Source organism: Candidatus Nitrosopelagicus brevis, assembly GCF_000812185.1.
Lineage (GTDB): Archaea > Thermoproteota > Nitrososphaeria > Nitrososphaerales > Nitrosopumilaceae > Nitrosopelagicus > Nitrosopelagicus brevis.
On record NZ_CP007026.1, the window covers coordinates 667,769 to 683,693 of the forward strand.

General features: G+C 33.3%; 19 protein-coding genes and 1 tRNA gene. 9 read left to right on the forward strand and 11 right to left on the reverse strand.

Features of this window, described 5'->3' with window-relative positions; translation table 11 throughout:
• Positions 1-41: 41 nt before the first annotated feature.
• Complete coding sequence (gene cysS, locus T478_RS04055) at positions 42-1,436, forward strand: cysteine--tRNA ligase (protein WP_048105418.1); 1,395 nt, start codon at positions 42-44, stop codon at positions 1,434-1,436.
• Positions 1,437-1,554: 118 nt separating this feature from the next.
• Here cysS and T478_RS04060 read toward each other — a convergent pair whose 3' ends face one another.
• From T478_RS04060 to T478_RS04070, 3 genes are all read right to left on the reverse strand, one after another.
• Positions 1,555-1,986 (reverse strand): universal stress protein, encoded by a 432-nt coding sequence (locus T478_RS04060; RefSeq protein WP_048105419.1) that lies wholly within the window; start codon positions 1,984-1,986, stop codon positions 1,555-1,557.
• Between the two features lie 75 nt (positions 1,987-2,061).
• A complete protein-coding gene (locus T478_RS04065; RefSeq protein ID WP_048105420.1) occupies positions 2,062-2,343 on the reverse strand; it encodes a hypothetical protein in 282 nt (93 codons plus the stop codon).
• A gap of 45 nt (positions 2,344-2,388) precedes the next feature.
• Positions 2,389-2,488 (reverse strand) — tRNA-Ser (locus tag T478_RS04070).
• Between the two features lie 71 nt (positions 2,489-2,559).
• Between T478_RS04070 and fen the strand changes: the two genes are divergently transcribed.
• The 3 genes from fen (at position 2,560) to T478_RS07645 (ending at position 4,157) form a co-directional block, all read left to right on the forward strand.
• Positions 2,560-3,582 carry a flap endonuclease-1 gene (gene fen, locus T478_RS04075; protein ID WP_048105421.1) on the forward strand — a complete coding sequence of 341 codons (1,023 nt, stop codon included), beginning with the start codon at positions 2,560-2,562 and terminating at the stop codon, positions 3,580-3,582.
• A 134-nt stretch (positions 3,583-3,716) separates the two neighbouring features.
• Positions 3,717-3,956: a hypothetical protein gene (locus T478_RS04080; protein ID WP_048105422.1), complete on the forward strand. Its 240-nt coding sequence runs from the start codon at positions 3,717-3,719 to the stop codon at positions 3,954-3,956.
• A gap of 24 nt (positions 3,957-3,980) precedes the next feature.
• The gene (locus T478_RS07645; RefSeq protein WP_160271571.1) at positions 3,981-4,157 is read left to right on the forward strand and encodes a hypothetical protein; all 177 of its coding nucleotides are present in this window, start codon (positions 3,981-3,983) and stop codon (positions 4,155-4,157) included.
• On the opposite strand, the gene acs is transcribed toward T478_RS07645, so the two are convergent.
• Complete coding sequence (acs, locus tag T478_RS04085) at positions 4,158-6,080, reverse strand: acetate--CoA ligase (RefSeq protein WP_048105423.1); 1,923 nt, start codon at positions 6,078-6,080, stop codon at positions 4,158-4,160.
• 44 nt (positions 6,081-6,124) lie between these two features.
• Positions 6,125-6,931: a CdvA-like protein gene (locus tag T478_RS04090; protein ID WP_048105424.1), complete on the reverse strand. Its 807-nt coding sequence runs from the start codon at positions 6,929-6,931 to the stop codon at positions 6,125-6,127.
• Positions 6,932-7,064: 133 nt separating this feature from the next.
• On the opposite strand from T478_RS04090, the gene T478_RS04095 reads away from it, so the two are divergent.
• Genes T478_RS04095 through T478_RS04115 form a run of 5 tightly spaced genes read left to right on the forward strand, consistent with a single transcriptional unit; the run spans position 7,065 to position 10,915 of the window.
• Positions 7,065-7,376: a hypothetical protein gene (locus T478_RS04095; RefSeq protein ID WP_048105425.1), complete on the forward strand. Its 312-nt coding sequence runs from the start codon at positions 7,065-7,067 to the stop codon at positions 7,374-7,376.
• A 30-nt stretch (positions 7,377-7,406) separates the two neighbouring features.
• Positions 7,407-9,017, forward strand: a complete 1,611-nt coding sequence (locus tag T478_RS04100; protein ID WP_048105426.1) for an FAD-dependent thymidylate synthase — start codon at positions 7,407-7,409, stop codon at positions 9,015-9,017.
• Positions 9,014-9,412 (forward strand): peptide-methionine (R)-S-oxide reductase MsrB, encoded by a 399-nt coding sequence (msrB, locus tag T478_RS04105; protein WP_048105427.1) that lies wholly within the window; start codon positions 9,014-9,016, stop codon positions 9,410-9,412. Before T478_RS04100 ends, msrB begins: the two co-directional genes overlap by 4 nt.
• A gap of 25 nt (positions 9,413-9,437) precedes the next feature.
• Entirely contained in the window at positions 9,438-10,448 is a 1,011-nt protein-coding gene (locus tag T478_RS04110) for a homoserine dehydrogenase (protein ID WP_048105428.1), read from the forward strand.
• Entirely contained in the window at positions 10,445-10,915 is a 471-nt protein-coding gene (locus tag T478_RS04115) for a PUA domain-containing protein (RefSeq protein ID WP_048105429.1), read from the forward strand. The genes T478_RS04110 and T478_RS04115 overlap by 4 nt, the downstream gene beginning before the upstream one ends.
• Position 10,916: 1 nt before the next feature.
• On the opposite strand, the gene T478_RS04120 is transcribed toward T478_RS04115, so the two are convergent.
• The 6 genes from T478_RS04120 to T478_RS04145 all read right to left on the reverse strand — a co-directional run bounded on the left by T478_RS04120 (position 10,917) and on the right by T478_RS04145 (position 15,923).
• Positions 10,917-11,501: an Ntn hydrolase family protein gene (locus T478_RS04120; protein WP_048105430.1), complete on the reverse strand. Its 585-nt coding sequence runs from the start codon at positions 11,499-11,501 to the stop codon at positions 10,917-10,919.
• A 162-nt stretch (positions 11,502-11,663) separates the two neighbouring features.
• Entirely contained in the window at positions 11,664-12,089 is a 426-nt protein-coding gene (locus T478_RS04125; protein WP_177313239.1) for a hypothetical protein, read from the reverse strand.
• A 95-nt stretch (positions 12,090-12,184) separates the two neighbouring features.
• Complete coding sequence (locus T478_RS04130) at positions 12,185-13,546, reverse strand: M20/M25/M40 family metallo-hydrolase (protein ID WP_048105432.1); 1,362 nt, start codon at positions 13,544-13,546, stop codon at positions 12,185-12,187.
• Between the two features lie 2 nt (positions 13,547-13,548).
• Positions 13,549-14,406: an NAD(P)H-hydrate dehydratase gene (locus T478_RS04135; RefSeq protein ID WP_048105433.1), complete on the reverse strand. Its 858-nt coding sequence runs from the start codon at positions 14,404-14,406 to the stop codon at positions 13,549-13,551.
• Between the two features lie 5 nt (positions 14,407-14,411).
• On the reverse strand, positions 14,412-15,212 hold the full coding sequence (locus T478_RS04140) for a tRNA (adenine-N1)-methyltransferase (RefSeq protein WP_048105434.1): 801 nt from the start codon (positions 15,210-15,212) through the stop codon (positions 14,412-14,414).
• 30 nt (positions 15,213-15,242) lie between these two features.
• Complete coding sequence (locus tag T478_RS04145) at positions 15,243-15,923, reverse strand: 7-carboxy-7-deazaguanine synthase QueE (protein ID WP_048105435.1); 681 nt, start codon at positions 15,921-15,923, stop codon at positions 15,243-15,245.
• Positions 15,924-15,925 lie beyond the last annotated feature (2 nt).

The window sequence follows — 15,925 nt, forward strand, 5'->3', positions numbered from 1 at the left end:
ACACAAATAAGATAAATGACACGTCAATCTGTTATTAACAAATGAAGATTTCAGATACGTTAACAAATCAAAAAAAAGAATTAGAGTTTTCTGATAAAGTAAGAATCTACCTTTGTGGTGTAACAGTGTATGATCAATCACACATTGGACATGCTAGAACAGTAATAGTTTTTGACACATTGAGAAGATTCCTTGAAGCAAATGGCACTCAAGTTGAATTAATTCAAAATTTTACTGATGTCGATGATAAAATAATTAATCGTGCAAAAGAACAGGGCGAATCAGCAAGTGGATTATCAACTAAATACATTCAAACGTATTTTGAAGATTCGGATAGATTAAACATTAGAAGAGCAACAAATTACCCAAAAGCAACTGAACATATCGATGATATGATAAATCTAATTCAAAATTTAGTAGATAAAGAATCTGCATATGTGTCTAAAAATGGAGTATATTTCCGTGTTTCAAAATTTTCAAAATATGGAAAATTATCAAAAAAGAAAACAGAAGATCTTGAAAGCGGTGCCAGAATAGAAGTTGACGAATCAAAAGAGAGTCCTTTAGATTTTGCACTGTGGAAATTTTCAGATGAACAACCGAATTGGGAAAGTCCATGGGGTAAAGGTAGACCAGGATGGCATATCGAATGCTCTGCAATGAGTATCAAATATCTTGGTAAAAATTTTGAGATACACGGAGGTGGAAGAGATTTGATTTTTCCTCATCATGAAAATGAAATTGCACAATCAGAATCATTTACTTCAGAACAATTTGCAAAGATTTGGATGCATGCAGGAATGATTACCATAAACGGTGAAAAAATGTCAAAATCAGTCGGAAATGTAAAATCAATAAATCATGTTTTGGAGTCATGGGGTCCAAATGTAGTAAGATTATTCTGTATTTCAGGACATTATTCAAAACCAATTGATTACACAGAAGATCTATTAAAAGAAAATTTGATTAGATTGAGACAGATTGAAACATGTTATTATGAATTAAGATTAGCCGAAGAATCACAAGAAACAGAAGATGTTTCATCATTGCTTGAAGAATCAAGAGAAAAATTTGATGCAGCACTAAATGATGATTTTAACACATCATTGGGATTATCTATATTTTTTAATATGATAAAAACAATAAACAGTCTTGCAGCAGATGAGAAGATTTCTAAAAAAATTGCAGTGCAAGCATTACCTGTATTAGAGTACATGTTAGAAGTATTAGGAATTGAGATTCAAACAGTTTCAGATGAAGAAATAGAATCTGTTTTTGAATTAATTAACAAGAGAGAAACACTAAGAGAAGAAAAGCAGTTTGAAGAGGCAGATAAGATTAGAGACCAAATTGCAGGATTAGGAATATCATTAATTGATCATAAAAATAAAACATTATGGATGAAAAAAGAAGCAATCAAATCAGAAAAACAATGAGATGATTTGTGGATAATATTTAATAATCATTTTAACGTAGTCTAATTCCATTAGTGAAAATGCCGTTTTTTGGCAAAAATGAGACGGACCTTTTTTTCCTCTCTTTTGCACTAGTGGACTATTTTATGATTAATACTGAAGGTTTTGATTTGTGCAAAACAAATTGAGAAGTACTTCCAAAGAATAATTCTTTTGCAGAACTTCTGCCCCTTGAACCAATTACAACCATGTCAATTTTATTTCTTGAAGTATTTGCAAATTTAGCAATTTCATAACCAGGATTTCCATACACAATCTTTTGATCAAAGGCAACTCCAGCCTTTTCGCATTGATTTTCTGCAATGTCCATCATAGAATCTAGTTGTTTTTTGTGATTTTTGTTGAATTTACCAGAGGTATCAAAGTCACCTTTTGGAGGTGCATAAACTGCATGAAGTGCAATGATTTTAGCATCACAATTTTTTGCAAGATAGATTGCAGACGATAAACCTCTAAAGGAGTTTTTAGAATTATCAAGTGGAACCAAAATTTTGTTAACTGATGTAGCCATAGAATAATTAATTTCAAAGGTATTAAAAAACGAGACGTTAAAGAATAATTACCTGAAAATTAATCAGTAATTCCATCAATCAGCAGATTTATCATATTTTTCATGCCATTCTTTGGATTCTTTGCTAAATTCATCATAGATTTGTTTCATTTTTTCCAATAATGTACGATAATTCTTTGTATGATTTTGTATTTTTACCAAGTCTTGAATCATTTTATCAAACATTTCATTCATAGGGTTATTTGGTTCAATGTTTACAAGACGAGTTCTGATATCATTCCAGTTTTTGAGCATATCCATTAACAATAATTCCTGCTCTGTTACTAATTCATCTAAGGCATCTTGTTTTATGCTCATAATTTTTCAGAGTAAAAGGATGATATCAGTTTTTAGAAAAAAAGGCGCCGGGAGAGGGATTTGAACCCCCGTGTGCAGAGCACAGACGCTATCCTGTTTTGAGATTTCGAGGCGTCCGCCTTGGACCAAGCTTGGCTATCCCGACATGCAAAGTAAGAATTTCTAGTATAAAATCGAATCAGTAAACAAAAAAAGCAGCAAATACTGAAAGTTACTATGGGATTAGATCTAAAACCATTGCTAGTCAGAGAAAAGACACAGCTTGAATCATTTACAAACAAAGTTGTTGCAATTGATGCATACAATGCAATCTATCAATTTCTAGCAATAATTAGAGGACCTGAAGGACTTCATTTAACAGATTCACAAGGAAGAGTCACAAGTCACATTACAGGATTGTTATTTAGAAACATAAATTTTCTCACAATGGGAATTAAACCGGTCTATGTATTTGATGGAAAACCACCTTCACTAAAATCAGCAGAAATTGAAAAGAGAAAACAGATCAAAAAAGAGGCTACAGTAAAATATGAAAAAGCAATTTCTGCAGGAGATATGGAAGATGCAAGAAAATATGCACAGCAAACCACATCAATGAGAGATGGAATGGTTGAAGATTCAAAGAAATTATTAGATTTATTTGGAATACCACATATACAAGCACCATCAGAAGGAGAAGCGACAGCTGCAAGTCTTACAATTACAGGCCAAGCATTTGCTTCAGCAAGTCAAGATTTTGATTCAATTTTATTTGGTGCAAAAAGATTGGTTAGAAATTTTACAAATAGTGGAAGAAGAAAACTTCCAAATAGAAATTCCTACATTGAAGTTTTACCCGAAATGATTGAATTTCAAAAAAATCTAGATAGTATGGGATTAACAAGACAAGAATTAGTAGATACAGGAATTTTAATTGGAACAGATTTCAATCCAGATGGATTTGAGAGAGTAGGACCAAAAACTGCCATTAAGATGATTAAACAACACAAGAGATTGGAAGACATTCCACAAATTCAAGAGCAATTAGAGCAGATACCATTTGATCAAATAAGAAAAATTTTCCTAGAGCCAGAGGTTGCCAAGATAGATAAAATTGAGTTTGGAGAAACAGACTATGAAGGAATAGTAAAATATCTATCCGAAGAACGGGATTTTTCAAAAGATAGAGTAGAAACATCAATGAATAGATTGAAGAAAAGTCTTGAGAAAAAAAGCCAGACTTTAGATCAATTCTTTTAATTAAGACATTATGCCGAATTGAACAGTTGGTCAGTTTGGGAATATACTGAATACCAAACAATTCCGTCTCGTGTTGATGGACTTGCTGAACGGCCAATTCTAAAGTATAAATCAACAAAGAATTCAGTACTGATATGACAGAAAATGATGATATCAAGCATAATTTGATGCTGAATATCAAACGCTTGGAGGGAATTTTAGAGAGAATCGACAAGTATTGCCATAATTATGATCAAGAAAAAGTTGATGCATCAGTTGCAGTTTTAAAAATCAAAAGTTCAATAGAAAATCTTCGAGAAATAATTCCAGAGATGAGTAGAGATGCAGAATCAATAGATCAAGAAACTGATAAACCAGAAGAAGAAAAAGATTAACTAACCTAAAAATTAAAAAAAAATATGAGTTTTGAAGAAGACGTAGATGTTTATGGTGAATGTAGAAATTTCATCAAGTTTTGTAAAGAACAAGGAATTCCGGTGACTTCTGAAGCTGTGGCAACAGTTTGGGCAGCATTTCAGACTAATGTGGCATTGGATGATGATGAAGACGAAGAGACAACGTTAGATGATTACTAGTTATTTTTTCTGATTTTCAATATTTTTTTGTAGTTCTTGGAATGCAGATTGAATTTCATTTACCGCTGCACCATCTTCTAAAGTACTCACATCACCAATTGTTTCATTTTTTGCAATTGCCTTTAGTAAACGACGCATAATTTTTCCACTTCGGGTTTTTGGAAGTTTGTTTACAAAGTAAAATTGACTAGGAGTTGCAATGGGGCCAATTTGTGTTCGAATAGTTTCACGTAGTTCAGAACGAAGTTGTTCCTCAGAAGTACTAACATTTTCTTTTAACATAACAAATGCAATGATGGATTCACCTTTTACTTCATCAGGAATTCCACATACTGCAGATTCTGCAACATCATTATGAGAAACAATACTACTTTCTAATTCTGCAGTTCCAATTCTATGACCTGCGACTTTTAGAACATCATCTGAACGACCAAGTAACCACAAATAACCATCAGAATCCTTAATGGCGTAATCTCCAGGATAATAAAGTGATTCAAATTTTGACCAATAGACATCTTTGTATTTTTCAGCATCCTTCCATAATCCTAATAACATTCCTGGCCAAGGAGTTTTAATTATTAGAGAACCTTTTGTTTCAGATTCTACTTCATTACCAGTTTCGTCAACAACTTCAATATCTAATCCAGGGATAGGTAATGTTGCAGAACCAGGTTTCAACGGAATTGTTTCAATACCAGGTAAAGGACTGATTAGCATTCCACCAGTTTCAGTTTGCCACCATGTATCAATTATTGGGCATTTCTTTTTTCCAATTACATTGAAATACCATTTCCAAACTTCAGGATTAATCGGTTCGCCAACAGTTCCAAGTAAACGTAAAGTTGAAAGATTAAATGAATTTGGAATATCATCTCCAAATTTCATTAACATTCGAAGAGCAGTTGGTGTTGTGTAAAAAATTGTAACACCGTATTTTTGGATTATGTCCCACATTCTAGATGAATCAGGATGATCAGGTGCACCTTCATACATTACCTGTGTTGCACCGTGTAACAAAGGACCATAGACCACATAACTATGACCGGTAACCCATCCTATGTCTGCAGTACAAAAATAAACATCGGTATCTTTTATGTCAAATGCCCATTTGTATGTAGAATAAAGATGAGTTAGATAACCACCAATCCCATGCAATACTCCTTTAGGTTTCCCAGTAGTACCAGAAGTGTATAAGATGTATAATGAATCAGTACTATCAAGTATTTCTGCATCACATTCTTCAGATGAGTTTTGCATTACCTCATGCCAAAGCAAATCTTTTTCATTCAATTGTATTTTTTGGCCAGTTCTTTGATAGACAATGACATTTTTCACAAATTGTACTGAAGATGCAGAATCATCTACAATTTCTTTGAGATTGATTATCTTACCTTTCCTATATCCACCATCAGCAGTGATGATTATTTTTGATTGAGAATCTTCCACTCTGTCAGAAAGAGACTTTGAGCTAAATCCAGAAAATACGACGGTATGAATTGCGCCAATTCGGGCACAGGCGAGCATGGATATGGGCAATTCAGGTATCATTGGGAGATAAATTGTAACACGGTCACCTTTTTTCACACCTAATGATTTTAGAACATTTGCAAGTTTTTTGACTTCTACAAACATTTCTTTGTAAGTAATTTTTCGGTCAGTTCCATCTTCACCTTCCCACAAAATTGCTGGTTTTTCAGATTTTGAATCTTGATGAATATCCAAGGTATTGTAAGAAGCATTGATTTTTCCACCTACAAACCATCGCGCAAAAGGTGGGTTCCACTGTAAAGTTTCAGTCCACGGCTCAAACCATGACAATGATTTTGCACAATTATTCCAAAATGAGACATAATCATTTTTTGCAGAAGTCCTAATTGAGGAATCATTATTCCCCAAACCAATATCAAATTCTTCAGAATGCAATTATAGATTATTTGAATAATGAATGTTTTAAGAATTTTGAATTATTATTGTGAATTCATTCTTTTAATCCAGTCAGATTCAGGTTCTGCCGGAATTTGTTCTTGTGCAGGAATTGTCATTACTTGAGTCTCAGAAGACTTTTGTGATGAGGACTCGACGCTAGGAGGTTCTGGCAAACGAGTCTCAATTGGCTCATCATCAGAAGGTTGTGGTAGATAAGTTCCTGGCATCGCTGATGGTGACACCTCTGGAATCATATCTTCGAGTGAGAGATTTGCTAGTCTGGATTTAACTTTAGAAATCTCATCTTTCTCATGTTTCATGTGCTGAAGCATTTCGTCTGTTTCGCTTTGAACATGGTCGAAGGTCTCCTGAGAAATTTCGTTACTTTTGAGTTGAACTTTTGCGTCAAACAAAAGAACTTTGACAGATTTTTCCTGTTCTTCAATTTCGACGACTCTATTATCTAATTCAGAACTAATTTCAAATTCAGTACGTTGGAGTGTCATTAATTTAGTGTTGTACTTTTCATGAATAATTTCTGCATCAGATTTCATGCTGTCGTTGTCAGAGACAATTTCCATCAATGCGTTAAGACGTCGGATTACAAGTTCTTTTTGTTTTAGTAAACGTTGTGAATCCAATCTCCACTTTGGAATGAAAATTACTACTTCAGATTGAACTACGAGTTGATCAAAAGCAATTTGTTTTAGGCCTTCAGACCCGCAATTGATGCCGACTGTCTGTATAGAACCATCAACATCAGTTGAGGTACCTAAAATTTTGCCCATTGGTGCACCGTACATGTCTTTTACGGGTTTTCCAATAATCTCAACTTCACAGTTGCTCATGAATGGAGATTGACAGATCCGTATAACCGACCAAGTGTTAACAAGGTTGACAATTTTAGTACAAAGAAATTAACTAAATTAAAAATTCATGACTAAACGTATTTGTATTATTACAATTTAACAAAAAATTAACATGATTGACAAAGAAGAATTAGCTCAGATTATGAAATTTGTATCAGAATATTGGGAAAAATTGAAAAATGATCCTGACAACGATGCTCTAAAGATTTTACCATCTAAATTTTGGATGAAATCACTTGGAGGTCCTGTTGGAAATGATAAAACAACCAAAGGCAGATGGGTTACAACTTTGATGTATTTGGAAGACGAAGAAATGGAAAAATCATTTCGCGAGGTTTTAGCACGTTGGCAAGCTAAAGGTCAACAAACAGCAACTGATCTTCCAACAAAATCACCCGATCTAATTCAAATTGGCAGAAGATAAAGATAAAACCAATTACGAAAAATAATATTATTGTCCGAATTTTCTAAAAATGAAAGAAGAATTTTAGAAAAACATTTTTCAAACTCAGATAAGAATGTCTTTGCTGTAATAACACCAAGGCAAGTTGATCGTGGTGCATTGATGTCACGATATAGTAGAACTGACAAAAGTATGAGGAAAATTTTCTTAGATGAATTTTTAAAAAATAAAAATCGTGGAGAGGAGTTTTACGATAGAGTTTTACTCGAATACGGAGATGATTCAGTTGCAGAACTAGGTATTGCACAAATTGCAATTGAAGGACTTACAAATATAGCAGTTAAAAAAATTGAAGATAGAAGGATTGGCTTTTCATATTTAGAAAAATCCTCACGATATGTTTCATGGGATAAAAAAATTAAAGGAAAATACAAATTTCTGCATGAACCGACAATAATGAAAACTAAATTTGCAGATGAATATATCGATGCATGTAATTTAGATTTTGAAGTTTATTCAAAAAATATAGAACCTATGTTAAAATTAATTCGAGAAAGAGATTCGATCAACAATTATAAATTTAAAGATAAAGACGGTAAAGAAAAAAAATTTAGTGCCATAAATGATGATTCAATTCTTAAATCATCAATGAGAATATACAATGCTGCAACAAAAGCAAAAGCACTTGATGCATTAAGAAGCTTACTTCCTGCATCAACGTTAACAAATGTAGGAGTTACAGGAAATGGCAGAGCGTTTGAATATTTATTATCAATATTATTTGCATCAAAATTAAAAGAAGAAAATAATTTAGCATTACAAATTAAAAAAGAATTAGACACTACAATCAAATCATTTGTTCGAAGATCTGATGACAAATATGGAAAAGTTCTACAGAAATATCTGAACAGTGTAAAAAAATCAGCACAAAATGTGGCAAAAACTTCAATTTCAGGCACACCATCTAAAGGAAAAATAGCAAAATTAGTAGAGTTTGAGAATGAAAATAAGGTAATCAACAGTGTGATATCAGCAATAATTTATGAGCAATCTCCAGGAATATCATTTGAGAAAATTTTACAACAAGTGAGAAAGATTCCAACAAATAAAAAAAAGAAAATTATTTTAGAAATGGCAGATTTACGAAAAAATAGAAGACATAGACCATCACGTGCATTTGAAATGGCAGAGTATACCTTTGATTTAGTCACAAATTTTGGAATGTTTAGAGATTTTCACAGACATAGAGCATTAACATTAGAAAGACAACTACTAACAACACATCACGGGTATGATATGCCTCAAGAAGTAAAAGATCTTGGAATGCAAAAAGAATTCAAAGAATGTATGAACAATACAGACACTGTTTTCAAAAAAATTCAAAAGAAATATCCTGAAGAAGCACAGTACGTTGTCAATTTTGGATATAATTATCCATACATGATGAAAATGAATATGAGGGAAGCTGTTCACATGATTGAATTAAGAACTGTACCTCAAGGACATCAAGATTATAGAATTGTAGCACAAAAAATGTATCAAGCAATAAATAAAAAACATCCAATTCTAAGCAATATAATGAAATTTGTGGATATGAATAAATACGAATTAGAAAGATTTGAATCAGAAAAAAGAACAGAAGAAAAAAGGAATAGACAATGACTGAAAAAATTACCAAAACCGATGAAGAATGGAAAAAAGAATTGACTGCAGAAGAATATGAAGTTTGTAGAATGAAAGGTACCGAGCAAGCATTTACTGGAATGTATTGGGATTGTAAAGATGATGGCGTATACAAATGTAGAGCATGCGGAGTAGAATTATTTTCATCTGATGCAAAATTTGATTCAGGTACTGGATGGCCAAGTTTTTTCAAACCTGAAGATGATGAACAAATTGAATACATAGAAGACAGAAGTTATGGCATGTTGAGAGTTGAAGTTAATTGTAAAAAATGTGGATCACACTTGGGACATGTATTTGATGACGGTCCTGCGCCATCAAAACTTAGATACTGTATTAACTCAGTATCGCTCAAATTAGACAAGTCAAATTAAATAATCGACTTGATTTTACGATACTATGAGAATAATACTATGCGGATTTGGAGTAGTTGCACAAAGCTTTTCAGAGCTTTTAGAATCACGTACACATGACCTGTATTCTAAATTTGGATTAAGACCACGAATTGTAGGAGTATTTGATAGTAAAGGATGCGCATATGATGAAACCGGTTTAGATTTAAAGAAATTAAATAAAATCAAAAAACAATCAGGCACAGTAAGAAATTATGATAAGTCAATAAAACAAATTTCAGGTAAAGAAATCATTGAAAATTTTGATGCAGATGTATTAATTGAAACTACTGCAAGTAACTATAAAGATGCAGAACCAGGAATGAGCCACATTATTTCTGCAATGAAAAAAAAGATGCATGTTATATCAGTCAATAAAGGACCGCTTGCACTTGCATTTCCATCATTAATGGAATTAGCAAATTATAATCAAGTTATGTTAAGATTCAGTGGTACTGTTGGTGGGGGAACGCCAATTTTAGATTATGCAAAAAATAGTTTACGAGGAGAAAAAATATTATCATTTCAAGGAATTCTTAATGGTACAACTAACTACATACTGACAAACATGGCAGAAGGAATGTCATTTGAAGACGCATTAAACGATGCAAAATCAAAAGGATATGTTGAAGCAGATGAAGCACTTGATCTAGATGGATTAGACGCAGCTGCAAAACTTGTCATTTTAGCAAATTGGATAATGGGTATGAAAGTAACCATGCCAGACATTATCAAAAAAGGTATCCGTAAAGTAAACACAAATGATATCAAAAATGCAGAAAAAAATGGGTCTGCAGTGAAATTAATTGCATCATGTGACAAAGAATTGACAGTATCTCCTGTAGAAATCAAGATTAATGACCCACTGTGCGTGAATGGAACATTAAACGCAATATCATTTACATCAGAACATTCAGGTACTCAAACCATAATTGGTAGAGGGGCAGGAGGAACAGAAACTGCAAGTTCTATACTTAGAGACCTGATAGATATTAGAAAAGAGATTACAAAATCTTGAAAACAAATCTAATTTCAAAGAGTGAGACAACACAATTGCTAAAAATTGTCTCAGAAAAATGGAAAATTGATCTACCTAAAGTGAAAAATCTAAAGGTCTATGAAATTGATGATGAGATTCAATTAATCACGGGTAATGAGATTAAAATTTTAAAAATTAAGGATGAACATCTCCCATTTCTTAGTGAAATTACAACATTGGAAAAATTTCCATATGTTCAAGTTGACATGGGCGCGGTAAAATTCATGTGTAAGGGAGCAAATCTCATGAGACCAGGAATTAAAAAATTTTCAGAATTCTCTAAGGACGACATAGTTTGCATAGTAGAGGAATCACAAAACAAATTTTTGGCTGTAGGAAAATCAATAGTAGATAGTTCAGAATTAGACAATATGGATAAAGGAGAGGTATTGAAAAATTTACACTATATTTCTGATAAGGCGTGGGAAATTTCTAAAACACTATAGATTATTTAACATCTTCAGTAAATTCAGTAATTCCATCTTTGTTAACTACTAAAACATCAATTCCATCACCGCTGAATGAATCTCTCATTGTTGCAGAACGTACTGCTTTTACAGCTAAATCTGTAGCCTCTTTTTCATTCATGTTTTCTTTAAACTGTGGGTCTAAGACACCTAATGCCATTTCAGCACCAGTGCCGACTGCAGCATATTCATCAGGTAATACTGAGCCAAGAGGATCAAGTGTGTATATGACAGGTTTGTCAGTCATTCCTCCAACAATTACTTGTGTCAACAATGGGAAGTATCTTCTTTCATACATCATGTTTGACATCATTTTTGCAATTGTGTTTGGTGGAACATCACGTTTCAAATCCATTTTTCTAATTTTTGCTAAAGCAGAAATTTGTAATGATAGTAATTGCATATCAGCTACTAGACCAGCACAAGTTGCACCAACTTTAGGAGTTATTGGAAAAGTTTTCTTTGTTGATTTACTAACCAAAAAATTTCCATATGCAATTCTTTTCTCACTTGCAAATACCACACCTTCATCAAAGGTGATACCTACAGCGGTTGCGCCTGGCATGTAACTCATGATTACACTCTGAAAATAGACAATAAAAGCATTAGTAAAAATTTGTGAATACCCTTAGTTAGGGTGGTATCTAAAAAACGGTAGATCGTTAATTGCCGAGAACGCATCAGCGTGTTACCGCGGTCAACGTTACTGACATATTTTTCGATCAGTTTAACGACGACGTCGTTTTGGAGCTTTACGTTTTGCTGCTTTTCTTTTTGGGGCTGCTTTTCTTTTTGCTGCCTTTCTTTTTGGAGCTGCTTTACGTTTTGCGGCCTTACGTTTTGGAGCTGCTTTACGTTTTGCTGCCTTTCTTTTTGGGGCTGCTTTACGTTTTGCTGCTTTACGTTTTGGAGCTGCCTTACGTTTTGCTGCTTTTCTTTTTGGGGCTGCTTTTCTTTTTGCTGCCTTTCTTTTTGGAGCTGCTTTACGTTTTGGAGCTGCCTTACGTTTTGCACCACCTTTTGCGGCGGTTCTCTTACGTTTGCGTGCTGCAGAAGCTCTCTTCTTTGTAGCTGCTGCTGCTGCGGCTGCTGCTCTTCTTTTGCGAGTGCGTGCTGCTTTTTTAGCTGCTGCGCTTCTCTTAGCTTTAGACATAGCCATAACTTGTTGCGAGATCTTAACAGTGTTATACTATACAAGTTACATGTTTTCACACACATTGTGTAAAATAATCAAGTAGATTTTGCAAATTATGATCGTGAAAATTTTTCTAAGAGTACACAAATGTTCTTAGTTGTTTTGTGTAACAGATCGATTTTTGCAAATTCATTAGGCGAATGCATTCTACAAAAAATGTAAGATGCACCTACAGAAATGCATGGTACTGACAAAATATTTGTAAATGCATGCATTGGTCCGGTTCCTGCGTTAGAAATGTTCAAAACGTAATCACCAAAAATTTTTTTTGTACTTTCACAAACAGTGTTTACAATTTTTTCATTTGGATTTGTTCTTGCAGCAGCTTCTGCATTCAAAACATTGATCGTTATATCACCAAAACCATTAACGCGAAGATGTTTTTCTAGTAATTTTATTAATTTTTTTGGATCCATGTTTGGAACCAATCTAAAGTCAATTTTCACTTTTGCGCTACCAGGCAAAACTGTCTTTGCACCATCACCGGTATACCCAGAATCAATGCCTGCAATGTTACATGTTACACCAGACACCAATGCTTTTTTTGCATCGAGTGAATTTTTGTTACCAACAAAATTTTTCACCCCATATTCTTTTTTGAAACCATCTGCGTCAAAGGGTTCTTTTTGAATTAATTTAATATCATTTTTAGTAAGAGGTTTGATATCGTCATACCAACCTTTAATCAAAATTTTGCCATTTTCATCACGCATCGTATTTAGTGCCTGAATTAATCGCCATGCAGGATTTTTGATAATTACTGCAAAACTAGAATGTACATCGCGTACAGATTCTTTTGCAGTAAGTTCCACGTACAATAATCCTTTCATACCCAGTCCAATTATAGGACGGTTTTTTTGATCAACATAACCAAATTCCCAAACAACACCATCACATGAAAATTTCTTTTTGTATTTTTTTAAATACGTTCCAATGTTTTCACTTCCATTTTCTTCTTCACCTTCAATTACAAATTTTACATTACATGGAACATCGCCATATGTTTTCAGATAAGACTCGACAGCTTTGATTCTAGTGATTAGTTCACCTTTATCATCAGATGCCCCACGACCAAAAATTTTATTTCCAATTATTTTGCCGCTGAAAGGGGGATCATCCCATAATTCAAGAGGTTCTACAGGCTGAACATCATAATGGTTGTAAAATAACAAAGTAGTGTTTGGATTATTTTTTGATTTTACTTCACCGTATACTAAAGGAGCCGCATTTTTTCCTAATCGTAATATTTCTGATTTTATGCCTGATTTTTTTAGCATTTTTGATACTAAAACACTGCATTCTTTGATTCCTTCATTTTTTGCAGAGATACTTGGTTGATGGATTAATGTTTGTAGATCTTTTAAAAGAGAATTTTTATTTTTATCAATAAATTTGATTGGTTTTTCAGAGTTCATTTTTAATTATTAAGTGAGTTTAGAACTTTAGGCAATACAGAAATCAAATCACTTGCAAGTATGTGGTTTCCAAATTCTTTTTGAAGTATTTCTCCTGCAGCACCATTGACAAATGTCGCAGTGCTTGTAGATTCAATCATATTTTTATTTCTAGATAAGAATCCAGCTGTTAGTCCAGATAAAACATCACCTGTACCTCCTACAGTCATGCATGGAGTTGATGTAGGATTTGTATAAGTTGAATCACCATTTGTAATGATATCTTCTTGACCTTTGAGTAATATTGTAATTGAATGGTTTTTTGCAAACTTTTCACATATAGAAATTCTTGAATTAATTTCAGTTTCAGGTGATTCGCCGAATATTCTTTTAAATTCTCCTGAATGAGGAGTTACAACAACATTTTGTCCTTCAATGATAGGAAGTATTTCTTTAACTAGAGAACTAGCATCTAATGATACGCGTACATTTCGGTCAAGTAATGATTTAACAAGTAATTTTATTGCTTCAATATCCTGAATTGCAAGTCCCATACCAATAGCAGCTGAATCAATGTCAACTGGAATTTGTCCTAGCATTTTATTGACAGTTCCACGTGTGAGTTTTGAGTCAGCCATTGGAATTACTATCAAATCTGGAGAAATCGAACGAGTGGAAAATGCATTGATTTTTGGAACACATGTATAAACAAGATCACTGCCAGAACGTAACGCAGCAAGTGAGGAAAGCACGGGGGCACCATGATAGATGTAACTACCTCCGACAACCAAAACCTTACCATTATCACCTTTACGTGAATTATTCTTACGTGGTGGAATGAGTTTTTCGATGTGTTCTTTTGTTAATTTAGTGGCGGTCAATTAGTTCACTTCTTCTTTGTTCTTTTCTTATTAAAGTGGACTTTTCGTGCTATTGCAAGATAAGTTGTATGGCCAATTCCCTGGTAGGAATGTCTAGTTTTACCGTCTCTAGCTTCAATACGACGAAGAATATGTTCAGTACATTCAATGTCAGTAAATTCATTTTCTACAAATGCCACAGATAGTTTTTCAAGCTGATTCATTGTAGGGCAAATTGCTGCTACACTTCCGCTACTTTTCAACATTTTTCTAACCTGTGGTAAAACTTCCCATGGATCTCCAAGATCAATTATAGCCAAATCCATATCTTTCAAAGGCATTTTTTTAGATTTTTTTAGATTCATTTCATGCATGGTGACATATTTTGACATTCCTGCTTTTTTGATATTTTTTTCTGCAACTTCCATAAATTTTGGTTCAACGTCAAAAGTGTACACATGTCCACGAGGATTCACAATACTAGCAAGAAAAGTGGTTAATGATCCACTACCAGTTCCTATTTCAACTATTTTTTGTCCAGATTGCACACCCATTCTAGCTGCTATGTAACCAAAGTCTTTTGGATAAACGATTTGTGTACTGTGTTGCATTTTCATTACATGGTCATGAAGTGTAGGTTTTAACAAGTAGACGTATTTGTCCTTGTTTGTAATTAATCTACTACCAAATTCTTTTCCAATTGCATCAGAGTGTTTGATTACTCCTATATGAGAATGAAATTGTTCTTTTTTAGAAATTTTTAATAGCCATTTTTTTGAATCGTTGTAAAAAAATAACACAAGATCTCCTGCTTTTATTTTTGCCATGTTCAAAATCCTAATTTTCTCTGGTTATAATCATTTTCCACGTTGCGAGCCCCACATTGCAACATGTAGTCTTGGGGAAAATGAAAAATTATGTAGTTTGGCCAGTTCAGAAATTGACTTTTCTTTCATAGAAATCTCCTCTTTTGTCGATGCCTGAGTCATCAATTGTACTCGGTTTTCAGGAATATTGTACTTTGTGACAAATTTTTTAATTTCAGGAATATCACTTTCATTTTCTACAACATATTTGAAAAAACAATTTTCTTGGTTTGCAAAAAAGTAATAACATTCATTATTTTCACAAAGTTCCAATGGATTTCCAGAATTTTGGGTTTTAGGAGATACGTTCCATTGATCAATTAAATCAGTTAACATTTTGTTTGGTAAAATTGTACAATTAGTTTCAACTTCCACATAAAAATCAGGTTTTAAGAAAGACAGTAAATCAGCTAGATCATCTTGTTGAAGTAACGGCTCACCTCCGGTAATTACAAGGTGTTTTATCTCAAGATCCAATATAGCATCTTTAACTTCGTCTATGGTCATCTCTTTTACCTCCTTTTGAAAATCATAATTTTTCCAATCCCAGGTATATTTTGTATCACACCAAGTACATTTTAGATTACACTGAGCGGTTCTAAGAAAAATTGCAGGCTTCCCAAAGTTTGGCCCTTCACCCTGAATTGATTTAAAAATTTCATTTACTTGCATGG